This window comes from Methylobacterium durans, from assembly GCF_003173715.1.
GTDB lineage: Bacteria > Pseudomonadota > Alphaproteobacteria > Rhizobiales > Beijerinckiaceae > Methylobacterium > Methylobacterium durans.
Genome location: NZ_CP029550.1, coordinates 3,373,936 through 3,394,709 on the forward strand (window position 1 = coordinate 3,373,936; position 20,774 = coordinate 3,394,709).

General features: G+C 71.7%; 21 protein-coding genes and 1 pseudogene. 9 read left to right on the top strand and 13 right to left on the bottom strand.

What is annotated here, in order from left to right; translation table 11 throughout:
- The first annotated feature begins 290 nt into the window (after positions 1–290).
- Both DK389_RS15640 and DK389_RS15645 read left to right on the top strand, forming a co-directional pair.
- The gene (locus tag DK389_RS15640; protein ID WP_109896438.1) at positions 291–1,919 is read left to right on the top strand and encodes an ABC transporter ATP-binding protein; all 1,629 of its coding nucleotides are present in this window, start codon (positions 291–293) and stop codon (positions 1,917–1,919) included.
- An 11-nt stretch (positions 1,920–1,930) separates the two neighbouring features.
- Positions 1,931–3,151: a phosphopentomutase gene (locus DK389_RS15645; RefSeq protein WP_109890913.1), complete on the top strand. Its 1,221-nt coding sequence runs from the start codon at positions 1,931–1,933 to the stop codon at positions 3,149–3,151.
- Positions 3,152–3,399: 248 nt separating this feature from the next.
- On the opposite strand, the gene DK389_RS15650 is transcribed toward DK389_RS15645, so the two are convergent.
- Complete coding sequence (locus DK389_RS15650) at positions 3,400–3,702, bottom strand: hypothetical protein (RefSeq protein ID WP_109890915.1); 303 nt, start codon at positions 3,700–3,702, stop codon at positions 3,400–3,402.
- A 209-nt stretch (positions 3,703–3,911) separates the two neighbouring features.
- On the opposite strand from DK389_RS15650, the gene DK389_RS15655 reads away from it, so the two are divergent.
- The 5 genes from DK389_RS15655 to DK389_RS15675 all read left to right on the top strand — a co-directional run bounded on the left by DK389_RS15655 (position 3,912) and on the right by DK389_RS15675 (position 7,586).
- A complete protein-coding gene (locus tag DK389_RS15655; RefSeq protein ID WP_109890917.1) occupies positions 3,912–4,538 on the top strand; it encodes a TetR/AcrR family transcriptional regulator in 627 nt (208 codons plus the stop codon).
- 116 nt (positions 4,539–4,654) lie between these two features.
- The gene (locus DK389_RS15660) at positions 4,655–5,119 is read left to right on the top strand and encodes a DUF2852 domain-containing protein (RefSeq protein WP_109890919.1); all 465 of its coding nucleotides are present in this window, start codon (positions 4,655–4,657) and stop codon (positions 5,117–5,119) included.
- Positions 5,120–5,235: 116 nt separating this feature from the next.
- Positions 5,236–5,877 (top strand): uracil phosphoribosyltransferase, encoded by a 642-nt coding sequence (upp, locus tag DK389_RS15665; RefSeq protein WP_109890921.1) that lies wholly within the window; start codon positions 5,236–5,238, stop codon positions 5,875–5,877.
- A 126-nt stretch (positions 5,878–6,003) separates the two neighbouring features.
- Positions 6,004–7,020, top strand: coding sequence for an NAD(P)H-quinone oxidoreductase (locus DK389_RS15670; protein WP_109890923.1), 1,017 nt, complete (start codon positions 6,004–6,006; stop codon positions 7,018–7,020).
- 263 nt (positions 7,021–7,283) lie between these two features.
- Positions 7,284–7,586, top strand: a complete 303-nt coding sequence (locus tag DK389_RS15675; RefSeq protein WP_109890925.1) for a hypothetical protein — start codon at positions 7,284–7,286, stop codon at positions 7,584–7,586.
- A gap of 30 nt (positions 7,587–7,616) precedes the next feature.
- Here the strand turns inward: DK389_RS15675 and DK389_RS15680 are convergent, their stop codons facing one another.
- From DK389_RS15680 to DK389_RS15710, 7 genes and pseudogenes are all read right to left on the bottom strand, one after another.
- Positions 7,617–8,498 (bottom strand): 3-hydroxybutyryl-CoA dehydrogenase, encoded by an 882-nt coding sequence (locus DK389_RS15680; protein WP_109890927.1) that lies wholly within the window; start codon positions 8,496–8,498, stop codon positions 7,617–7,619.
- Positions 8,499–8,687: 189 nt separating this feature from the next.
- The gene (locus DK389_RS15685) at positions 8,688–9,635 is read right to left on the bottom strand and encodes an electron transfer flavoprotein subunit alpha/FixB family protein (protein ID WP_109890929.1); all 948 of its coding nucleotides are present in this window, start codon (positions 9,633–9,635) and stop codon (positions 8,688–8,690) included.
- Positions 9,636–9,733: 98 nt separating this feature from the next.
- Positions 9,734–10,483, bottom strand: coding sequence for an electron transfer flavoprotein subunit beta/FixA family protein (locus DK389_RS15690; RefSeq protein ID WP_109890931.1), 750 nt, complete (start codon positions 10,481–10,483; stop codon positions 9,734–9,736).
- A gap of 217 nt (positions 10,484–10,700) precedes the next feature.
- Positions 10,701–11,273 carry a cob(I)yrinic acid a,c-diamide adenosyltransferase gene (locus DK389_RS15695; RefSeq protein WP_109890933.1) on the bottom strand — a complete coding sequence of 191 codons (573 nt, stop codon included), beginning with the start codon at positions 11,271–11,273 and terminating at the stop codon, positions 10,701–10,703.
- 63 nt (positions 11,274–11,336) lie between these two features.
- The gene (locus DK389_RS15700; protein ID WP_109890935.1) at positions 11,337–11,972 is read right to left on the bottom strand and encodes an acyloxyacyl hydrolase; all 636 of its coding nucleotides are present in this window, start codon (positions 11,970–11,972) and stop codon (positions 11,337–11,339) included.
- A gap of 140 nt (positions 11,973–12,112) precedes the next feature.
- Positions 12,113–12,298: a twin transmembrane helix small protein gene (locus tag DK389_RS15705; RefSeq protein ID WP_109890937.1), complete on the bottom strand. Its 186-nt coding sequence runs from the start codon at positions 12,296–12,298 to the stop codon at positions 12,113–12,115.
- A 78-nt stretch (positions 12,299–12,376) separates the two neighbouring features.
- A pseudogene (locus tag DK389_RS15710) lies at positions 12,377–15,000 on the bottom strand (TIGR02302 family protein).
- A 228-nt stretch (positions 15,001–15,228) separates the two neighbouring features.
- Between DK389_RS15710 and DK389_RS15715 the strand changes: the two are divergent.
- Both DK389_RS15715 and DK389_RS15720 read left to right on the top strand, forming a co-directional pair.
- Positions 15,229–15,459: a hypothetical protein gene (locus DK389_RS15715; protein WP_109890939.1), complete on the top strand. Its 231-nt coding sequence runs from the start codon at positions 15,229–15,231 to the stop codon at positions 15,457–15,459.
- A 46-nt stretch (positions 15,460–15,505) separates the two neighbouring features.
- On the top strand, positions 15,506–16,555 hold the full coding sequence (locus DK389_RS15720) for a threonine aldolase family protein (RefSeq protein ID WP_109890941.1): 1,050 nt from the start codon (positions 15,506–15,508) through the stop codon (positions 16,553–16,555).
- Between the two features lie 163 nt (positions 16,556–16,718).
- Here the strand turns inward: DK389_RS15720 and lysA are convergent, their stop codons facing one another.
- The 5 genes from lysA to DK389_RS15745 form a co-directional block, all read right to left on the bottom strand.
- Positions 16,719–17,987, bottom strand: coding sequence for a diaminopimelate decarboxylase (gene lysA, locus DK389_RS15725; protein WP_109890943.1), 1,269 nt, complete (start codon positions 17,985–17,987; stop codon positions 16,719–16,721).
- 91 nt (positions 17,988–18,078) lie between these two features.
- Positions 18,079–18,426, bottom strand: a complete 348-nt coding sequence (gene lptM / locus DK389_RS15730) for an LPS translocon maturation chaperone LptM (protein ID WP_109890945.1) — start codon at positions 18,424–18,426, stop codon at positions 18,079–18,081.
- Between the two features lie 128 nt (positions 18,427–18,554).
- Positions 18,555–18,836: a 3',5'-cyclic-nucleotide phosphodiesterase gene (locus tag DK389_RS15735; RefSeq protein ID WP_109890947.1), complete on the bottom strand. Its 282-nt coding sequence runs from the start codon at positions 18,834–18,836 to the stop codon at positions 18,555–18,557.
- A gap of 136 nt (positions 18,837–18,972) precedes the next feature.
- Positions 18,973–19,785, bottom strand: a complete 813-nt coding sequence (locus DK389_RS15740; protein WP_109890949.1) for a coiled-coil domain-containing protein — start codon at positions 19,783–19,785, stop codon at positions 18,973–18,975.
- A gap of 152 nt (positions 19,786–19,937) precedes the next feature.
- Positions 19,938–20,549, bottom strand: coding sequence for a DUF1134 domain-containing protein (locus DK389_RS15745; protein ID WP_109890951.1), 612 nt, complete (start codon positions 20,547–20,549; stop codon positions 19,938–19,940).
- Between the last annotated feature and the right edge of the window lie 225 nt (positions 20,550–20,774).

Below are 20,774 nucleotides of genomic sequence, written 5' to 3' on the forward strand. Positions count from 1 at the left end.
CCAGCCGTTCCGCACCCGCGACGCCCGCCCGGGGCGCGACGGGCTCCTCGTCGAGACGACGCTGAGCCTGTGGTCCTCGGACAGTGTCAGCCTGTTTGTCGGCCACCGCGGGAGTACCGCGCCCGGGCCGCGAGCAACCAGGGGCATGCAGGCCTGCGCGTGGCGTGGTGAGGCGCGCCCTCGCGCCGGCCGGATCGTCCCTGCGTCCGTGAGCCTCGGCGCGGCCGTTCGCCCTCGGCGCCGCCCGCGCTATAAGGACGGGAGCGCCGTGTCCGCCCGCCGGGATGTCGATGACCGAACCCCTCCTGTCCGTCGAAGACCTGTCGGTGGCCTTCCGCACCCGCGATGGCGAGGTGCGGGCGGTCGACCGGGTCAGCTTCACGATCGAGCCCGGCGAGACCGTGGCGCTGGTCGGCGAATCCGGCTCCGGCAAGTCGGTGACCGCGCTCTCGATCCTGCGCCTCCTCGACGGCGCGGCTCACCATCCGGGCGGCCGCATCGTCTTCAAGGGGCGCGATCTCCTGAGCCTGCCCGAGCGCGACATGCGCGAGGTGCGCGGCGCCGACATCACCATGGTGTTCCAGGAGCCGATGACCTCGCTCAACCCGCTGCACACGATCCAGCGGCAGATCGGCGAGGTGCTGTCGATCCACCGCGGCCTGACGGGGCGGAAGGCGCGGGCCCGCATCCTCGAACTGCTCGAACTCGTGGGCCTGCGCGATGCCGAGCGGCGCATGGGCGCCTACCCGCACGAACTCTCCGGTGGCCAGCGCCAGCGCGTGATGATCGCGATGGCGCTCGCCTGCGAGCCCGACCTCCTCGTCGCCGACGAGCCGACCACCGCCCTCGACGTGACCGTGCAGGCCCAGATCCTGTCGCTGCTCGCCGACCTCCAGAAGCGCCTCGGCATGGCGATGCTGTTCATCACCCACGATCTCGGCATCGTGCAGCGGGTCGCCTCCCGCGTCTGCGTGATGCTGCGCGGGGAGATCGTCGAGGCGGGAGCGGTCTCCGAGGTGTTCGCGAGGCCCCGTCACGAATACACCCAGCGCCTCATCGCGTCCGAGCCACGGGGCTATGCCAACCCCGTCCCCTCGGACGCCCCGTTCCTGGTCGAGGCCGGCCCTCTCAAGGTCTGGTTCCCGCTGAAGGAGGGCATCTTCCGGCGCACCACCGGTCACGTGAAGGCCGTCGACGGGGTGAAGCTCCTCGTGCGCGAGGGCGAGACGGTCGGCGTCGTCGGCGAATCGGGCTCGGGCAAGACCACCCTCGGCCTCGCGCTCCTGCGGCTCACGGGCTCGGAAGGGCCGATCGTCTTCCTCGGCCAGAAGATCAACCGCTACGGCGTCTCCGAGATGCGGCCCCTGCGGCGCGACATGCAGGTGGTCTTCCAGGACCCCTACGGTTCCCTCTCGCCGCGCATGTCGGTGGCCGACATCGTGGCCGAGGGCCTCGTCGTCCAGGGTGAGATACGCTCCGCCGCCGAGCGCCGAGCCGTGGTGGCGCAGGCGCTCGCCGATGTCGGGCTCGATCCGGCCACGATGGACCGCTACCCGCACGAATTCTCCGGCGGCCAGCGCCAGCGCATCGCCATCGCCCGCGCGATGGTGCTCAAACCCCGCTTCGTCGTCCTCGACGAGCCGACCTCGGCTCTCGACCGCTCGGTGCAGGCGCAGATCGTGACCCTGCTGCGCGACCTGCAGCGGGAGCGCAAGCTCGCCTACCTGTTCATCAGCCACGACCTGAAGGTGGTGCGGGCGCTCGCCAACTACGTCCTCGTGATGCAGCACGGGCAGGTGGTGGAGGAGGGGCCGGCGGACCAGATCTTCGCCCGCCCGCAGACGGAATACACCCGCACCTTGTTCTCGGCGGCCTTCGCCCTCGAGAGCCGCGAACTCGCCGATACCGAGACGGCCTGAGCCGCGCCGCGATGTCCCGCACCCTGCTCATCGTGCTCGATTCCGTCGGCATCGGCGGAGCGCCGGACGGCGCGCGCTACGGCGATGCCGGCGCCGACACGGTCGGCCACATCGCGGAGGGCTGCGCGGCCGGGCGCGGCGACCGGCCGGGCTTGCGCGCCGGGCGGTTGCGCCTGCCGAACCTGACGGCCCTCGGCCTCGGCCTCGCCGCGCGGGGCGCCACCGGCCGCGTGCCGCCAGGCCTGGAGCCCGCCGGCCCGGTCCGGGGTGCCCACGGCCACGCCGCCGAGATGGCGGCAGGCAAGGACACGCCGTCCGGCCATTGGGAGATCGTCGGCCTGCCGATGCGGGAGGATTGGGGCCACTTCCCCGACACGCGCCCCGCCTTCCCGGCCGAGCTGACCCGAGCTTTGATCGCGCAAGGGAATCTGCCCGGCATCCTCGGCGACCGCCACGCCTCGGGCATCGCGATCATCGACGATTTCGGGGCGGAGCACGTCCGCACGGGCAAGCCGATCTGCTACACCTCGGCCGACAGCGTCTTACAGATCGCGGCCCACGAGGAGACGTTCGGCCTGGAGCGCCTCTACGATCTCTGCCGGACCGCGCGCGCCCTGTGCGACCCCTACCGCGTCGGGCGCGTAATCGCCCGGCCCTTCGTCGGCTCCGCGGAGGCGGGGTTCCGGCGCACCGGCAACCGCAAGGATTTCGCGGTGACGCCGCCCGGCCCGACACTCCTCGACGGCCTCGCCGATGCGGGCCGCGCCGTCGTCAGCGTCGGCAAGATCGGCGACATCTTCGCTCATCGCAGCACCGGCCGCGAGATCAAGCCCGGCAACAACGCCGCCTGCCTGTCCGCGGCGCTCGACGCCTTCCGCGAACTGCCGGACGGCGGCCTCGTCTTCGTGAACCTCGTCGATTTCGACACCGAGTACGGCCACCGCCGCGACCTGCCGGGCTACGCCGCCGAGCTCGAGGCCTTCGACGCCCGGGTGCCCGAGATCGAGGCGGTGCTGTCCCCGGGCGATCTCTGCATCGTCACGGCCGACCACGGCAACGATCCGACCTGGATCGGCACCGAGCACACCCGCGAACAGGTGCCGATCCTGGCCTTCGGGCCCGGGATCGCGGCGCGCGACCTCGGGGCGCGGGCGAGTTTCGCCGATATTGGCGCGACGGTCGCCGCGCATCTCGGGCTCCGGGCGCCGGAGCACGGGCTCTCGTGGCTGTAGCGAGGGGAGCCTCAGGCTGCCTCTCCTGAAGGGGGGAGGGACGCGCGCCAGATCGTTCAAGGACCGTGTGGATGGGCCGGCGCCCCACCTCTCCCGTTCGGGAGAGGTCGAGTCGGCGCGAGCCGACCGGGCGAGAGATGCGACCTCTCCGGAATGACCTGCACCCCTCACCCTGTCCCCCTCCCGAATGGGAGAGGGGAACTGCGCCTTTTCCGGATGCGCGATCCGGCTCGGCGATCGCGCAGGATTCACGCCGTCCCGGCTGCGCGCCGTTCGCGCTCCTCCACAACGACCTGCGCGATGTCGGCGGCCTCCACCGCCTCCATCGGGCGGCGGATGCGGAAGGCGCGGGTCGGCTCGCCCGCGCGCATCACGAGGACCACCGTCTCGATGTCGGGGCAGCCGGGGTCGGGGCAGGCGATGGCGTTGATCGTGAGCGCGTCCGCCGCGTCGAGTCCGAGCGCCGCCGCGACCTCGGCCTTGAGGCGCGCCGCGAGCGCCGCCTGCTCTGCGGAGCGCGCCTTCCAGGCTCTCAGGCTGATGAAGGCCATCGTCTCGGACGGGCGTGCGGGAGCGGCATCGCGCCAGCGTTACAGGGCGGCGGCCCCCGCCTCAAGGCGCCTGCGCCCGCTTCTCGCGTCTCGTGTTGCACGGTTCGGATCGAAAAAGTCGCGCGCCGTGGTAGGGGAGAGGACCGAGGCTGAAACCATGCTGCCGCTCGTTCGTATGCCAGATGGCGGGCGCGTGTGAGGAGAATCCTGTGCGACCCTGGCGCGAGGGACCGGGCGACCGGCGCAGCTACCATCACGGGAACCTGAAGGAAGCCCTGATCGAGGCCGCCCGCCGCTTCATCGCCGAGCGTGGCGTCGGCGGCTTCACGCTGGTCGACGCCGCCAGGCTCGTCGGCGTGACGCCGGCCGCGCTCTACCGCCATTTCCGCGGCCGCGAGGCCCTGCTGGAGGAGGTGGCGGGCCGCGGATTCACCGACCTCGCCGAGCGGCTCGCCCGGGCTCTCACCTCCCGCGGCACGCCGCTGGAGCGCTTCACCCGCATGGGGGAGGCCTACCTCGCCTTCGCCGAGGAGGAGCCCGGCTACTACGCGGCGATCTTCGAGACGCGCAGCGTCCAGCTCGGCCCCCCGACACAGGGCCGGCCGAGCCCGTTCGACCTCTTGGTCGAGGCCCTGCAATCGACCTTCCCGGAGGGTTTCGGCGGCGTCGCCCCGCGCTTCATCGCCCTTGAGGTCTGGGCGCTCTCGCACGGGCTCGCCACCCTCTCGGCGGCAGGACAGCTTCCGAGCGGACCGGGCGTCCCAGACAAGTACGAGCTGCTGCGGGCCGGCGTGCTCGCTCTCGTGCACGGCGCCCGCGCCGGCAACACCGCCTGACCGCGCCGCGACGCGGCATCCGGACGCGCCGCGAAAACAGGTGTCGGCTACCCTTGAAACCCCGCCGCAGCGCCCGCATGTGAATGTGGTTCACATTAACATCGGAGCCGTGAACCGTGAGCTTCTCCTCCACTTCCTCTTGGTCGAGCGGCAAGGTGTGCCGCAGCGGCCCCTTCCCGCGCCGCTCCATCGAGATCGGTGCGATCGTCGTGAGCTTCATCTACTGGTGGCCGCTCGCGGTCGCCTACGTCGCCTGGAAGCTCGCGGGCTACCCGGCGCTCAACGAGATGCGGGACCTCGCCAGCCGCGGCGTCTCCTCCTGGAACGGCGGCCCGCGCCCTGCCTCCCGCTTCGCCCGCGCCTTCGAGGCGGCGAACGGGGGCACGGGCAACCTGGCCTTCGACGAGTATCGCAAGGCCGAGCTCGACCGGCTCGACGCGCAGCGCCGCGCTCTCCAGGAAGAGAGCCGGGCCTTCGCCGAGTTCGTCGAGGAGCTGAAGCGGGCTAAGGACCGCGAGCAGTTCGACGCCTTCATGGCCAAGCGCAGGGCGCAGGGCCCGGACGGCACCGCGAACGTCTGATCGAGCCCGCATCGACGACGAATCTTCGGGCTCCCCGCCACATGGCGGGGAGCCCGTCTTGCATGTGGGCGGCGTTGCGCCTTTCGTGTTCGGCGCGCCACGGCAGGAGAGGATCGATGCAACCGCAGCCCGCGACTGTCACGGTGGTCGATCACCCCCTCGTCCAGCACAAGCTGACGCTGATGCGCGATCGGGCGCGCTCGACCCAGGGGTTCCGCCGGCTCCTCAACGAGATCGGCATGCTCATCGCCTACGAGGTGACGCGCGACCTGCCGCTGGAGCCGGTCACGATCGAGACGCCGCTCCAGGCGATGGAGGGGCGCCAGATCCAGGGCAAGAAGCTCGTCCTGGCGCCGATCCTGCGGGCGGGCGTCGGCTTCCTCGACGGGATGCTCTCGCTCCTCCCGTCCGCGCGCGTGGCGCATGTGGGCCTCTACCGCGATCCCGAGACGCTGGAGGCGGTCGAGTACTACTTCAAGGCCCCGTCCGACCTCGCCGACCGGACGGTGCTGGTGCTCGATCCGATGCTCGCCACCGCCAATTCCGCGGTCGCCGCCCTGGAGCGGCTGAAGCAGCGCGGCGCGCAGGACCTCCGCTTCGTCTGTCTGCTCGCGGCGCCGGAGGGCATCGCCCGGTTGCAGGCCGCCCACCCGGACGTGCCGATCTGGACCGCCTCGATCGACAGCCACCTGAACGACCACGGCTACATCGTGCCGGGCCTCGGGGATGCCGGCGACCGCATGTACGGCACCCGCTGACGGGGGCCCGGACGCCCAAAAGCGTGGATGGGCCGGCCCGCACCCGCGCCTCGGCCCTTGCCAAGGGGCGGATCGGCCGCAACTAAGGGCGCGACTTCGCGACCCCGAGCGCCAGGAGACGCCGTGATGCCAGCCACCGGGAACCTGCCCGAGACCATGCGCCAGATCCGCTTCACCGGCGCCGGCGGACCGGACGTGATCGCGGTGGAGACTGCGCCGCTCCCGGCGCCCGCCCCCGGGCAGCTTCTGATCGAGGTGGCGGCGGCGGGCATCAACCGGCCCGACGTGATGCAGCGCCTCGGCAATTATCCGCCGCCGAAGGGCGCCACCGAGATACCGGGGCTCGAGGTCGCCGGCCGGATCGCGGCGCTCGGCGAGGGCGTCACGGGTTTCGCGGTCGGCGACGAGGTCTGCGCCCTCACGATCAGCGGCGGCTACGCGGAGTTCGCCGTGGCCGAGGCCGGTCAGGTCCTGCCGAAGCCGGGGCCCCTCTCGCTCGTCGAGGCGGCCGGCGTGCCCGAGACGTTCTTCACGGTCTACTCGAACGTGATCCAGCGCGGGCGCCTGAAGGCCGGCGAGAGCTTCCTCGTCCATGGCGGATCGAGCGGGATCGGCTCGACGGCGATCCAGATCGCCAAGCGCCACGGCGCCCGCGTCTTCGCCACGGCGGGCTCGGCCGAGAAGTGCCGGTTCTGCGAGGAACTCGGAGCGGACGCCGCCATCAATTACCGCGACGCGGATTTCGTCGAGGCGGTGAAGGGCCTCACCGAGGGCAAGGGCGTCGACGTCATCCTCGACATGATCGGCGCGAGCTACCTGCAGAAGAACCTCGCGTCCCTCGCGGTCGAGGGCCGCCTCGTGATGATCGCGCTCATGGGCGGCTACAAGGTCGACGGGCTCAACATCACGCCGGTGATGCTCAAGCGCCTCACCTTCACAGGCTCGACGCTGCGGGCGCGCCCGAAGGGCGAGAAGGCCGAGATCGCCGAGGGCCTGCGCCGGGACGTCTGGCCGGATCTCGAATCCGGAGCGATCAAGCCGGTCGTCCACGCCACCTTTCCGCTGGAGGAGGCGGGCAAGGCGCACGCGCTCATGGAATCGAGCGCCCATCTCGGCAAGATTCTCCTCGTGACGGGGCGCTGACGTCCCGCTCAGCCTGGGCGTCCCACCTCTCCCGAACGGGAGAGGGGGCGCGTCGTGCCTCGCGCGCCCGGCAGGGAATACTCGCCGTCGACGCCGGACGTCCCGTAGCCCGACCGCGAGAGGCGCGTTCCGGGCACACGTCATCCCCAGCCGTCAGACCTGCGAAGAGGAACTTGGCCCCGCAGCCCCGCGTTTTCGGCCGTCACGATCGCGTGTCGATCCCGAAGATTCACCCGCCCGACGGCGGAATGACGAGGTTGGAAATGGCTGAACGGCTTCCCGAAGAGAATGCGCGCCAAGGATCCCGGGGCAAGCCCGTCCTCTACGTCCTGCTCGCGAGCCTCGTCCTGCTCGCGATCGCGACCGTCGGCCTGCTCACCTGGAACGGCGCGAACGCCCCCAAGGACTACGCGAGCCAGAGCCAGGACGCCTCCCGCAAGGAGGTGACGGGCTCCGTCACCGGCAAGTCGAATGCGCCCGCCTCCTCGAACAGCGGTGGCGTCCCGACCGAGAACCCGGCCTATCCGCAGCCCGCGCAGCCGAACGCGAGCGGCAACGCCCGCTAGTCCTTCACGAACCAGCCCGTGCCGGCCCGCTCAGCGGGTCGGCACCGGGTGCTCGCCCCGATAATCGTAGAAGCCGCGCTTGGTCTTGCGGCCGAGCCATCCGGCCTCGACGTACTTCACGAGGAGCGGGCAGGGCCGGTACTTCGAATCGGCCAAGCCCTCGTAGAGCACCTGCATCACCGACAGGCAGGTATCGAGGCCGATGAAGTCGGCAAGCTGCAGCGGGCCCATCGGGTGGTTCGCGCCGAGCTTCATCGCCGTGTCGATCGCCTCGACCGAGCCGACGCCCTCGTAGAGCGTGTAGATCGCCTCGTTGATCATCGGCAGCAGGATGCGGTTGACGATGAAGGCCGGGAAATCCTCCGACATCGTCGAGGTCTTGCCGAGCTTGCCGATGAAGGCCTTCGCCGATTCGTAGGTCGAATCCTCGGTGGCGATGCCCCGGATCAGCTCGACGAGCTGCATCACGGGCACCGGATTCATGAAATGGATGCCGATGAACCGCTCCGGCCGGTCGGTCGCGGCGGCCAGCCGCGTGATCGAGATCGAGGAGGTGTTCGTTGCCACCAGCGCGTCGGGCTTCAGCTGGGCGCAGAGCGCGGAGAAGATCTGGCGCTTGGTGGCCTCGTCCTCGGTCGCGGCCTCGATCACGAGATCGCTCGGCGCGAGATCGGCGAAGCCCTGGGCCGGGACGATGCGCTGGCGGGCGGCCCGGCGCTGCTCCTCGGTGATCTGACCCTTCGAGACCGCCCGCGCGAGATGCCCGTCGATCGTGGCGAGGCCGGCCGCGATCCGGTCCCCGTCGCGATCGTTCAGGAGGACATCGAGACCGGCGACCGCGCAGACCTGGGCGATGCCGCCGCCCATCTGGCCCGCTCCGATGATCCCGATCGTGTTGATGTCGATACCCATGTCAGCCCTGCGCCCCCGCCGCGCGGCCCGCACCGGCCGCGCCACTACACCGGACGACGCGCGGGCCGCCGGGGCCCGCCAAACGCGCGTCGCATCAGAGTCCTAGAACATTCCCGCGTCGCGGTGGAGCCCATCTCCGCGGGAAGGCGGGCGGGGGCATGAGGCACCCGCCCGCCGATGTCACTTCCCTCAGCCTTTGGCCTTGACGATCTCGGCTTGAAGCTCGGGCACGATCTGGAACAGGTCGCCGACGAGGCCGTAATCCGCCACCTGGAAGATCGGCGCGTCCTCGTCCTTGTTGATCGCGACGATGACCTTGGAGTCCTTCATGCCGGCGAGGTGCTGGATAGCGCCCGAGATGCCGACCGCCACGTAGAGGTCGGGCGCCACGACCTTGCCGGTCTGGCCGACCTGCCAGTCGTTCGGGGCGTAGCCGGCATCGACCGCGGCGCGCGAGGCGCCGACCGCGGCGCCGAGGCTGTCGGCCAGCGGCTCGATCAGCTCCTTGAACTTGTCGGCCGAGCCGAGCGAGCGGCCGCCCGAGACGATGATGCGGGCTGCGGCGAGCTCCGGACGGTCGGATTTCGCGATCTCCTCGCCCTTGAAGGTCGAGCCGCCGGCCTCGGGGGCCGCCGCCGAGACCGCCTCGATCGCGGCCGAGCCGCCTTCGCCCGCCGCCTTGAAGGCGGCCGTGCGCACGGTGATGACCTTCTTGGCCTCGCCCGCCTGCACGGTCTGGATCGCGTTGCCCGCGTAGATCGGGCGCTCGAACGTGTCGGGTGAGACGACCTTGATGATGTCCGACACCTGCGCGACGTCGAGGAGCGCCGCCACCCGCGGCAGCACGTTCTTGCCGGTGGTGGAGGCCGCCGCCACGATCGCTCCGTAGGGCTCGGCGATCGACGCGATCAGCGCCGCGGTCGGCTCGGCGAGGAGGTGGTCGTAGACCGCGTCCTCGGCGGTGAGGACCTTCTCGACGCCGTCGAGCTTCGCGGCGGCTTCCGCGGCGGGCTTCGCGCCGGAGCCGAGGACGAGGGCGTGGATGGGAGCGCCGAGTTCCTTGGCGACGGAGAGAGCCTTGAGGCTCGCGTCCTTCACCGCGCCGTTGTCGTGCTCGATCAGGAGGAGGGTTGCCATGGGTCTCGGACCTCGGATGGTCTGCCCGGGATCCGTGTCAGGACCGCGCGCGGGCTTCTGTGACGGGATTGAACGGGGCGGCGGGGCCGCCCCGCCGGTCAGAGGACGCCGGCCTCGACCTTGAGCTTCTGGACGAGTTCGGCCGGGGAACCGACCTTCACGCCGGCCTTGCGGCCCGGGGGCTCCTCGGTCTTGAGCACCTTGAGGCGCGGGGTCACGTCGACGCCGAGTGCGTCCGGCGCCACCTCCTCCAGGGGCTTCTTCTTCGCCTTCATGATGTTGGGCAGCGAGGCGTAGCGCGGCTCGTTCAGGCGCAGGTCCGTGGTGACGATCGCCGGCAGCTTGAGGCTGACCGTCTGCAGGCCGCCGTCGACCTCGCGGGTCACGTCGATCGCGCCCTCGCCGAACTCGACCTTGTAGGCGAAGGTGCCCTGCGGCCAGCCGAGCAGGGCGCCGAGCATCTGACCGGTCTGGTTCGAATCGTCGTCGATCGCCTGCTTGCCGAGGATGACGAGTTCCGGCCCTTCCTTCTCGACCACCGCCTTGAGGAGCTTGGCGACGGCCAGCGGCTCGCAATTGACGTCGGTCTTGACGAGGATCGCGCGGTCGGCGCCCATGGCGAGCGCCGTGCGCAGCGTCTCCTGCGCCTGCTGCGGGCCGATCGAGACCGCGATGATCTCCGAGACCTTGCCCTTCTCCTTCAAGCGGATCGCCTCCTCGACGGCGATCTCGTCGAAGGGATTCATCGACATCTTGACGTTTGACAGCTCGACGCCCGAGCCGTCCGCCTTGACGCGGATCTTGACGTTGTAGTCGACGACCCGCTTGACGGGCACCAGAACCTTCATGGCGGTCTCAATCCTCCGCACGGGACATCGTGGACGGGCCGGCGCGTGATCCCGCGCGGCCTCATTGCGATCTCAAGGGATCGAACCCCGCTCGTGCAGGGCGGCGGACCGTAACGGCCACATTTCCGCCTTGTCAACGCGTGTGCGAAAGCTCCGGCGCCGCGATGCGAAAGCGCCGGGGTCCGAACCGGATTTGAAAACGCGGTACGGCGGCAGCCTAGCGGTTCTTGCCGGGGACCCAGAGCACGTCTTGGGCGCCGTTCGCGTTGGCGGAACGGCTCGCGACGAACAGGAAGTCCGACAGCCGGTTGAGGTATTGCAGGGCCTCCGGGGAGATCCGCTCGCCCTCAATCGCCGCCAGGGCGACGGCGAGGCGCTCGGCACGCCGGCAGACCGTCCGGGCGAGGTGGAGCGCGGCCGCGGCCGGCGAACCGCCGGGCAGGACGAAGGACTTGAGCGGGGCGAGATCGGCGTTTAGCGCGTCGATGTCGGATTCCACCCGCTTCACCTGCGCGGCGACCACGCGCAGGGGCTCGTAGGCGGGCGGCTCCGGCCCCTCGGGCGTGGCGAGGTCGGCGCCGAGGTCGAACAGGTCGTTCTGGATCGCGGCGAGCATCGCGTCGAGGCGCGGCTCGGCGTGGAGGCGGGCGAGCCCGATGCAGGCGTTGGTTTCGTCGACCGTGCCGTAGGTCTCGACGCGCAGATCCGCCTTCGAGCGCCGCTCGCCGCTCGCCAGCGCCGTGGTGCCCTTGTCTCCGGTGCGGGTGTAGATGCGGTTCAGCGTGACCACGGGGCCCGGATGCTCCTTCGCCTCTGAGCTGCGCTCAGACCGTGTAGCCGATCTTGGCTCTGCTCAGAACGTGTAGCCGATCTTGCCGCCGAAATTCGTCAGGCCGCGATTCTCGACGCAGAGCCCGGCATTCGACATGTGCTCGACCGTCGCCATGATGCTCCAATGCTCGGTGATGCGGAAGCCGAGCGCCGCCGCCTCGCGGAACAGCGGGTTGCAGCCGAGCGCATTGAAGCCGGGCGGCACCAGACCCTTCGGGCCGGTCATGCCGTCGTGGAAGCCGGCGCCGAAGAAGCCCTCGAGGAAGACGATCCGGTTGAGGGTCTCGGGGAACAGGTCGACTGTCCAGGTGGCGCCGAGATAGCCGTAGCTGGTGCGCCCGCCGAAATTGTAGCTGCCGCCGGCCGTGGGGCGCGGCACGAAGGCCTGCCAGAACGGATCGACGCTGATCAGCGGCTTGGCGAACAGGATCTCGCCGTTGATGTTCGAGGTGTTGCGCTCGGCGCTGCCGGGATCCTGCACCGAGCCGCCGATGCGCACCTCGGAGACGATGCTCATCGGACGGACGGGGGAGGCGTAGGGCACGGGCGCCGGCGCCGGGGCGCGTCCGAGATCCGCCGCGATCCCCGGCGTACCGGCGAGGGCCGCCGCCGAGAGGGCGAGCGCGCCGGCAAGGGGGCGGAGGGACCGAGCGATCATGCGGGCAAAAATCCGGTTGTACCGGTCGTGCCTAGCACGCGCACCCGGAGGCCGGCAGTCGGCCCCCGGCCTCGCCGCCGGGAAATCATCCCGGCGGGGCGCGATCCGGGATCTGTGCGGCGTTCACGCCACAGTGGCGCTCAGGCCGAGCGCCACCAGACGACGCCCATGATCAGGAGGATCGCCAGGAATTGCAGCAGGACGCGCAGGCGCATCAGGCGCTGCGAGAGGTTCGCGCTGCCGCCCCGCATCATGTTGGCGAGGCCGAGAAACAGGACCAGCGCCACGGCGAGGCAGGCGATCAGGACGAGGGTGTTCGAGGACATGGACCGGACGCTTCGGGGTTCCCGTTGGATCCCGCACCATAATCGCGGCGGCCCCCGAGGGGCAGGGGCCGCGCATGCTCAATTGCGCCGCAGCAGCCGCTCGAAATAATCGAGCTCCTCGCGCGGCCGGCTCGGGTCGCCGAGCTTGCGCCGAAGCTCCTCCATGATGCGGCGGGCCCGCTGCACGGCGGATTCGTCGGCGGTCGGCACGCGCACGCGCCCGTCCGACATGTCGCGCCCGCGGGTCGGCCGGCCGAGCGGGTCGTCGTCGCGAGCGCCGGCCTGTCCCTGCTGCCCGGGTTGCTGGCCGCCCTCCTGCTCGCCCTCGCCCTCACCCTCGGCCATCTCCTGCGCCTGCTGCTGCATGCCCTCGGCGCCGCGCTTCAACCCGTCGAGGGCGCGGCCCTGCGCGTCCACCGCCTCGCCTTCCTTGCCCTGGCGTAGCGCGTTCTCGGCCTGCCGCATGGCGTCCTCGGCGTCGGAGAGGCCGTCCTCGCCGCGCATGCCGTTCTCCTTCATGCGGCGCTGGAGGTCCTCCAGGCGCTGGCGCAGGGCCTGCTGTCGCTCGCCGGTGCTACCGCCCCCGGCGCCGCCGCTGCCCTGGCTGCCCTGGCCCCGCTGCCCGCGCTGCTCCTCGCCCTGGCCCTGCTGGGCGCCCTGGCCGGGATCCTTGCTCTGGCCCTGGCCGCGCTGGCCCTGCTGCTCCCCGCGCTGCTGCGGGCGCTGGCCGCCGCGCTGCCCCTGCTCGGCGCCGCGCTTCTGCTGGCCCTCCTTGAAGGTCTCGTCACGCAGGTCCTGCTGCTCGCGGGCCATCTGGTCGAGGTCGCGCATCTGCTTGCGCATCTCGCGAGAGGATTGGTCGGACTTGCCGCCCTGCTCGGCGGTCTGCAGGTTCTCGAGGATGTTGCGCAGCTGCTCCATCAGGCGCTGCGCCTCGGCCGTGTCGCCGCGCTTCATCGCCTCGGCGAGGTCGTTCAGCATCTTGTCGAGGTCGTCCGGCGTGACGCTCTTCGATTGCTGCTGACCCTGGTTCTGGCGCTCGCCCGGCTCCCGCGGCTCGCGCCGCTGCTTGTCGGCGAGCTCCTTCATGAACTTCGAGAGGGCCTGCTTCAGGTCGTCGGTGAGGCGCTTGATCTCATCGTCCGGGGCATTCCGCTCGATCGCCTCCTTGAGCCGGTCCTGAGCCTGGCGGAGCTGCTTCTCGGCGTCGGAGAGATCGCCGTCCTCGATCTTGAGGGCCATCTCCCAGAGGAGGTCGGCCACCTCCGTCAGGGCCTCGTCGGTGCGGGCCTGCCGCAGGCGGCGGGCGGCGGTCTTGAGCCCGAGGAAGATCGCCGGCTGCGGCGTGAACTGGTCCGGCGCGATCAGCAGCGCGTCGAGGGCGGTCTGCACCCGGCGGCGGTTGTCGTCCGGGCCGGTCACGAGGCGGCGACGCTCCTCGGCGAGCGAGCGGGCGAGCGGATCCTTGAAGGGGCGGGCCGGCAGCGTCATCTCGACCGGCGCGGTGCGGCCCTCTTGGCCGGCCTCGTCCCTGACCACGATCGTGAAGCGGATCCGGGCCCCGGACCAGGGATTGTCGGTGAGGTCCACCAGCGTCTTGGTGTCGGTCTCGCCGCCGGCGTCGGAGGGCAGCGCCAGCGCGATCTTCGGCGGCGGCACCAGCGAGCGGCCGGGCGCCAGGGGCTCGACGAGCCCCTCCGCCGCGCTGATCCCGTAATCGTCCTTGGCGCGGTAGGTCAGGTTGAAGGTGCCGCGGCCGTTCACCTCCGGCCCGCCGACGCTCCGCACCTCGGGCGGTTGGTCGGGGATCACCTCCACCACGAGGCGCTGGTTCCGCCCGCCGGCCGCGATGGAGAGTTCCGCCAGTGGCCCGACGATCTGGAAGCGGTCCTCGCGGAGATCCGCGCGCGCCTCCTTGCTGGGCAGCACCTTGAGCCCGGGATTCGGCGTTAGCGCCGCCTGACCCTCGCCCGCGATGCGCACGATGAGCTGCGAATTGACCGGCGCGCGCAGGCGCTGCTCGGCCCCGTTCATCGTCACGATGAGCGGGGGCATCCGCGTGTAGAGGGGCGGGTCGATCCAGCCGTCGACGCGGAAGTTCGGTCCGGCGGCCGGGGGCTCGCGCCAGTCGAAGGCCGTGGCGATCCGGTCCCGCCACTCGGTCCCGGCGACGAACAGGCTCGCCACCGCGACGACGCCGAGCGCCGCCCGCAGGGCATAGGGGTCGTGGCGGACCATCATCGGGCGCGGCAGGCCGACCCGGAGGCGCGCCACCGCGTCCGCCGCGCGCCGCTGGTGGAGCGCCCAGAGGGCGCGGGTCGCGGGATCCTCGGTGCCGACCGCGAGCGTGTCCTCGATCGCCGAGGCGGGGCCGTGGGCGAGCGCGCCGTCACGGGCGGCGGCCTCGCGGTCGATCCGGGCCAGCGCCTCGCGCCGGTCCGGCCGGCCGGTGCGCAGGAGCGGCAGCAGCGTCGCGGCGAGGGCCAGCGCGAAGGCGGCGAGCCCCGCCATCCGCCAGGGGGCGAGAGGTCGAGCCAGAGGCCGAGCCAGGAGGCGGCAAGGAAGGCGAGGACGACGCCGAGGCCGCGCCAGAGGATCGGCCACGCGCGTTCCCACAGGCCCGCCGCGCGGGAGCGTGCGACGAGGCGGTCGAGGCGCGCCCGCACGTCGTTCCCGGCCGGTCTCGGAGAATTGCTGCTCACGCGCGTCGTCGTCCCGTCGCCCCGCCCATGCCGTTCGAGACCGGCGCCGCGCGCATCGCGCGTTCACCGGTTCGAAACGCTAGCATGCTGGGACAGCCGGGCGCATTTGGTCAAATCCGCCCAGGCCCGCCGCCCGGCCGCGGCTGTTCAAACGCGATCGGGAGCCCTATGAGACGGTTGCAAACGCAACGGTGGAGCGCGAAGCTGGTGACGACCGGAGCCGGAGCCATGCCGACCTACCGCCTTCGCGTCGCCTGGCGGGAGCGCAACGGCATCGTCCGCTCCCCCGTCAGCGACGAGGGAATCGATGCGCCGAGCCTGCGGGAGGCGATCGCCGTCGCCCTCACGCGCTCCCAGCAGATCCTCGCCGCGGACACGAACCTCGCCTGGATCGTCGATCCGGACGGGCACGTCGCCTGGACGCTGCGCATGGACGAGGGCAGCGCGGTCGCCGTCTGAGGGCCAGGGCGCTATCGTCGGACGGGACGCAGCGAGGGCTCCCTTCATGCCATCCGACGACGCCCAGCAATTCGCGAGCGACAATTACTCGGGCATCTGCCCCGAAGCCTGGGCGGCGATGGCGGAGGCGAACCGGGGCCACGCCCCGGCCTACGGCGAGGATGCCTGGACGGCGCGGGCGGCGGACGGGTTCCGCGCCCTGTTCGAGACGCCCTGCCAGGTGTTCTTCGCCTTCAACGGCACGGCGGCGAACTCGCTGGCGCTCGCCTCGCTCTGCCAATCCTACCACAGCGTGATCTGCGCCGATTCGGCCCATGTCGAGACGGACGAGTGCGGCGCGCCGGAATTCTTCTCGAACGGCTCGAAGCTCCTCACCGCCCGCACCACGGGCGGCAAGCTGACCCCGGAGGCGATCCGGGCGCTCGCCACGAACCGCAGCGACATCCACTTCCCGAAGCCGCGCGTCGTCACGATCACGCAGCCGACCGAGACGGGGCAGGTCTACAGCCTCGACGAGCTGCGGGCGATCTCGGCGACCTGCCGGGAGCTGGCGCTCAGCCTGCACATGGACGGGGCCCGCTTCGCCAATGCCTGCGCCAGCCTGAACTGCAGCCCTGCCGCGATGACGTGGCAGGCTGGGATCGACGTGCTCTGCTTCGGCGGCACCAAGAACGGCCTGCATGCGGGCGAGGCGGTGCTGTTCTTCGACCCCGACTTCGCGGAGGATTTCGGCTACCGCTGCAAGCAGGCGGGGCAACTCGCCTCCAAGATGCGCTTCCTCGCCGCGCCCTGGGTCGGCATGCTGGAGAGCGGGGCCTGGCTCGCCAATGCCCGCCACGGCAACGCCTGCGCCACTCGCCTCGCGGAGGCCGTCGCGGGATTGCCCGGGCTGGAGCTGATGTTCCCGGTCGAGGCGAACGCGGTCTTCCTGCGGATGGCGCCCGCCCGGATGGAGGCCCTGCGGGCCCGGGGCTGGCGCTTCTACACCTTCATCGGAGGCGGAGCCCGCTTCATGTTCGCCTGGGACGCGGACCCGGCACGGGTCGACGCGCTGGCGCGGGACCTGAGAGCGGTGGCCTCGGACGAGGCGGCGTGAGGGCGCGGCGCGCATTTCTCAGCACCGACGCGCCCCCTCTCCCGTTCGGGAGAGGGATGGGGTGAGGGATGCGAGCCTTCCGGATACGGCGCACCCCTCACCCGGTCCGCGTGCCGCGGACTCGACCTCTCCCGAACGGGAGAGGTGAGGCGCGATGTGCCAATCAGCTCAGCCAGTCCGGCACCCGGTCGAGGCCGATCAGCTCCTCGTAGCTCTGGCGCGGACGGACGATCGCGGCGTCGGCGCCGCGGACCAGCACCTCCGGCACGAGGCGCCGGGTGTTGTAGGTGCCGGATTGGACCGCCCCGTAGGCGCCCGCCGTCATCACCGCGATCAGGTCGCCGGCTGCAACCTCGGGCATCTCGCGGTTGAGGGCGAGGTAGTCGCCCGTCTCGCAGACCGGACCCACCACGTCGGCGACGATGCGAGGCGCGTCGGCGGCCGGCTCGCGCACCGGGCGCAAGCCGTGGAACGCCTCGTAGAGGGTCGGACGGATGAGGTCGTTCATCGCCCCGTCCACGATCACGAAGGTGCGCCCCTCGGAGTGCTTCACGAAGATCACCCGCGTGACGAGGATCCCCGCATTGCCCGAGATCATGCGGCCGATCTCGAAGACCGGGCGCAGGCCGAGCGGTCGGAAATGCGGGCGCAGGACCGCGGCGAGCGCGGCGGGATCCGGCGGTGGGGCGTTGTCGTCCCGGTAGGGAATGCCGAGGCCGCCGCCGAAATCGATGTGGTGGAGCTCGTGCCCCGCCGCCATCAGGTCGCGGGCGAGGGCCGCGAGCAGCCGGCCTGCGCTGTCGAAGGGCGCCAGATCCGTGATCTGGCTGCCGATATGCATGTCGACGCCCGAGACCTTGAGGCCGGGCAGCCGCGCGGCCTCGGCATAGACGGCGGGCGCCCGGGTGATCGGGATGCCGAACTTGTTCTCGTACTTGCCCGTCGAGATCTTGGCATGCGTGCCGGCATCGACGTCCGGGTTCATCCGGATCGAGACCGGCGCCGTCAGGCCGAGGCTCGTCGCCACCTCGGAGAGCGCGGCGAGTTCCTGCTCGCTCTCGACGTTGAAGCAGAAGATGCCGGCCCGGAGCGCCGCCTCCATCTCGTCGCGGGTCTTGCCGACGCCCGAGAACACGATCCGCTGCGGATCGACGCCGGCGGCCAGCGCCCGGCGCAGTTCACCCTCCGAGACGATGTCCATGCCGGCGCCCGCGCGGGCGAGCGTGCGCAGCACCGCCTGGTTCGAGTTCGATTTCGTGGCGAAGCAGACGAGCGCGTCGTCGCCCGCGAAGGCCTCGGCGAAGACCCGGTAATGCCGCTCGAGCGTGGCGGTCGAGTAGCAGTAGAACGGGGTTCCCGCCCGGTCGGCGAGGTCGGTCAGGTCGACGTCCTCCGCGTGCAGGCGGCCGTCACGGTAGTGGAAATGATGCATGGCAGCGGCGGGCGCGTCGGAGCGGGTCGGGAATCGGGTGTCGGGATGTAGGGGATGCGGCGGCGCGACGCGAGCCCGCCCGCCGCGCGCCCTAGAGCAGCGGATCGAGCAGGAAGGGCTGCTTGGGCACCGCGTAGCCGCGCTTGGCGCCCCGGGACGTCGTCTGCGGCGCCTCGGTGCCGGCGGGCGGAATGGCCGAGAGGGGCAGCTCGTCGCCCGCCTGCACGGCGGCGGGATCGGGCGCGGCGGCGCCATTGCCGACGCCGATGCCCGTCGGCAGGGAGCGGGCGCTCGCGGGCCCCTGCAGGGCGCTCGTCGCCGGGCCGGGCCGGGCGACCCCGTTCGGCGGCTCAAGGGCGCCGCGCCGCCCGCAGGCCGAGACAGCAAGCGCGATCACGCCGGCCGCGGCGAGGAGCTTCAGGGAGCGGGAAGGCAGCATCGACGCGGGTCCGGCACGCTTGACGGGGACGCCCCTGGCGGGCGCCACACCTTAGCCGTTGGCGATATCCGAGGCGAGCGCGGGCACGCAACAGCCTGGCCGAAGGCGCCCGCGCTTCGCGCGGCGGCTCAGCCCTTCTTCTTGCCGGCGTCGGGCTGCGTGCGCTGGTAGGCGTCGATCGCCCGGCGGCAATTCTCCGAGAGCTTCTTCCAGTTGGTCTCGAAGCAGGCGTCGGTGGCCGGATCCTCGGGGGCGAGGTTGCCGCAATAGGTCAGGTAGTCGCCCGTGCAGTACTTCTTCAGGGTCTCGTTGCCCCGCTTCGTCTGCGGCGCCGGATCGGCGAGGGCCGGAGCGGCGAGGGCGGCGGCGACGCCGAGCGCGAGGGCGAGGGAGGTGAGCTTCGAGGCCATGAATCGTCGGTCCTGATCGGTCTGGGGAGGGATGCTGCCCCGATGATGCCTCGGCGTGGTCGAAAAAAGGCATCGGGCGGTGATCGCGTGGGGGAGCGGCGGCCCTCGGGTGCGGAGCCGCACGCTCGGCATCTCGTCATGGGCTGGCCGAGGCCGGGAAGGCGCCGACGCTGGGAAGGCGCTCGCGCTGCGTCAGCGCGTCGGCGACCTCGGTGATGCGGTGCCGGAGCTCGGCAGTCTCGCGGGCGACGTCGGCCGCGCCCGCACCCCGGTCGGAGAGAGCCTGGGCCAGCGCATCCTCGGCGGCCGCGAGGCTCGCCCGCAGGGCCTCGCGCTCGGCCAGGAGGGCGTCGCGGCTGCGGCGCAGCGCGTCGAGGGCGTCGTCCGGCCCTGTCTCGGCGGCCTGTGCGTCCGCGGCCGTCGCTTCCGGCGCCGGCGCTTCGGCGGCGGCCCGGGCGGCGTCGCGCTCGTGGCGCGCGGCGATGAGGTTCTCGAGGAGTTCGCAATGCGCCTCTTCGAGGGCGTGCAGGGTGGCGAGGCCGGTCGCCCCGTCGGCGCGGGCGGTGTCGAGGTCTCCCGTGAGCCGGGCGATGTCGCCCCTCGCCGTCGCGATCTCGCCGGCCCGCTCCACGAGCGTGCGGTCGCGGGTCTCGACCTCGCGGGACAGGGCGGCGACTTCCATGTTGCGGGTGCCGATCTCGGCCATGTCGGCCTGACGCCGGGCGAGGGCGGTCTCGGCCTTCCGCTCCAGGCGCCGCTGCTGCACGGCGAACTGGGCCCGCAGGAAGTCCTTCTCCGCCGAGATCTCGCCGGCCGAGAGCGGAAACATCGCTTCCAGGCGGCGGCGGGCGAGGCGGGCGGCGCGCGCGTTCACGGCCGGCAGAACCAGCAGGATGCACAGGCTCGCCGCCAGGACGCCGAGCGCGAAGATCATCAGGGTCTCGATCACGCGGGCATGCTCATCGATCGGACGGGCCCCGGACGCCGGGCCCCGCAGGGCGGGCCAGTGCCGGCCGAAACCCGTCTTTAGCCCATCTTCCCGCCGGAGGGGCAAGCCCCCTCCCGTGTACGCTGCCTTGCGGTGCGGGCGCGGAATGGGCGTCAGAACGGGTTCCAGGTCGGGCGGCTCGTGAATTTCAGGTAGCCGACATTGATGCCGAGCCGCGCGCCGACCCCGCTGCGGATCGGCACCACGACGATGCCGTCCGAGGTCGCCGCCGTCATGCCGAAGCCGCCGACGAGGTAGGCCGAGCCGTCGACCCCGCCGAAGCGGCGGTAGAGATCCTCGACCGAGGTCAGGTTGTAGACCAGCATCATGGTGCGGGCGCCGTCCCCGCCCACGTCGAAGCCGAGGGTCGGCCCCTGCCAGTAGATGCGCCGCTGGCCCGCGTTGCGGGTGTAGAGCGTGCCCTCGCCGAAGCGCAGGCCGCCGACGATGGCGCCCGAAGCCTCCTGGCCCAGGATGTAGCCGTTGGGCGCGCCCCAGCGCCGCGTCGCCTCCTGCACCGTGAGGGCGAGGCCGCGCGAGACGCTGCCGAAGAAGCGGTGGCCGGAATCGACGATCTCGGCGGGCCGGAACGAATCCGGGTTGCCCGGGTCGTCGCCCGGCCGTGCCAGGCTGGCGGGGCTCAGCGCGAGGATGGCGCCCAGGGCGACGGCGCCCGAGAGGATGCGCCGCCGGGCGGCGTCGTGGTTTCGGTCTGGCTTCGACATCGTTCCTCCTCGCTCGCCCTGAGGCACCCGAGCCGATCCGGGGCGCGGCGCCCTCGGGGAGCACGCCGGCCGGCCGTTTCCTCCGTCCGCCGCCTTCGCCGCACCTGCCTCATCCGCGCGGGCCATTGTGGCGAAATGCCGGGAGCGACGGCCGGCCGCTTTGTCGCGGGATTGCGTCGGCGCGCGCTCTGCGCTCGATGGCGGCCGGGCCCGGTCCGATTCGGC

Bases quoted from the DNA above. Each gene is read 5' to 3' on its own strand.
- DK389_RS15645 (WP_109890913.1), top strand. From the start codon at position 1,931: ATGTCCCGCACCCTGCTCATCGTGCTCGATTCCGTCGGCATCGGCGGA.
- DK389_RS15720 (WP_109890941.1), top strand. From the start codon at position 15,506: ATGCCATCCGACGACGCCCAGCAATTCGCGAGCGACAATTACTCGGGC.
- DK389_RS15700 (WP_109890935.1), bottom strand. From the start codon at position 11,972: ATGATCGCTCGGTCCCTCCGCCCCCTTGCCGGCGCGCTCGCCCTCTCG.
- DK389_RS15735 (WP_109890947.1), bottom strand. From the start codon at position 18,836: ATGGCCTCGAAGCTCACCTCCCTCGCCCTCGCGCTCGGCGTCGCCGCC.
- DK389_RS15640 (WP_109896438.1), top strand. From the start codon at position 291: ATGACCGAACCCCTCCTGTCCGTCGAAGACCTGTCGGTGGCCTTCCGC.
- DK389_RS15675 (WP_109890925.1), top strand. From the start codon at position 7,284: ATGGCTGAACGGCTTCCCGAAGAGAATGCGCGCCAAGGATCCCGGGGC.
- DK389_RS15670 (WP_109890923.1), top strand. From the start codon at position 6,004: ATGCCAGCCACCGGGAACCTGCCCGAGACCATGCGCCAGATCCGCTTC.
- DK389_RS15685 (WP_109890929.1), bottom strand. From the start codon at position 9,635: ATGGCAACCCTCCTCCTGATCGAGCACGACAACGGCGCGGTGAAGGAC.
- DK389_RS15690 (WP_109890931.1), bottom strand. From the start codon at position 10,483: ATGAAGGTTCTGGTGCCCGTCAAGCGGGTCGTCGACTACAACGTCAAG.
- lptM (WP_109890945.1), bottom strand. From the start codon at position 18,426: ATGCTGCCTTCCCGCTCCCTGAAGCTCCTCGCCGCGGCCGGCGTGATC.
- DK389_RS15650 (WP_109890915.1), bottom strand. From the start codon at position 3,702: ATGGCCTTCATCAGCCTGAGAGCCTGGAAGGCGCGCTCCGCAGAGCAG.
- DK389_RS15705 (WP_109890937.1), bottom strand. From the start codon at position 12,298: ATGTCCTCGAACACCCTCGTCCTGATCGCCTGCCTCGCCGTGGCGCTG.
- DK389_RS15680 (WP_109890927.1), bottom strand. From the start codon at position 8,498: ATGGGTATCGACATCAACACGATCGGGATCATCGGAGCGGGCCAGATG.
- upp (WP_109890921.1), top strand. From the start codon at position 5,236: ATGCAACCGCAGCCCGCGACTGTCACGGTGGTCGATCACCCCCTCGTC.
- lysA (WP_109890943.1), bottom strand. From the start codon at position 17,987: ATGCATCATTTCCACTACCGTGACGGCCGCCTGCACGCGGAGGACGTC.
- DK389_RS15715 (WP_109890939.1), top strand. From the start codon at position 15,229: ATGCCGACCTACCGCCTTCGCGTCGCCTGGCGGGAGCGCAACGGCATC.
- DK389_RS15745 (WP_109890951.1), bottom strand. From the start codon at position 20,549: ATGTCGAAGCCAGACCGAAACCACGACGCCGCCCGGCGGCGCATCCTC.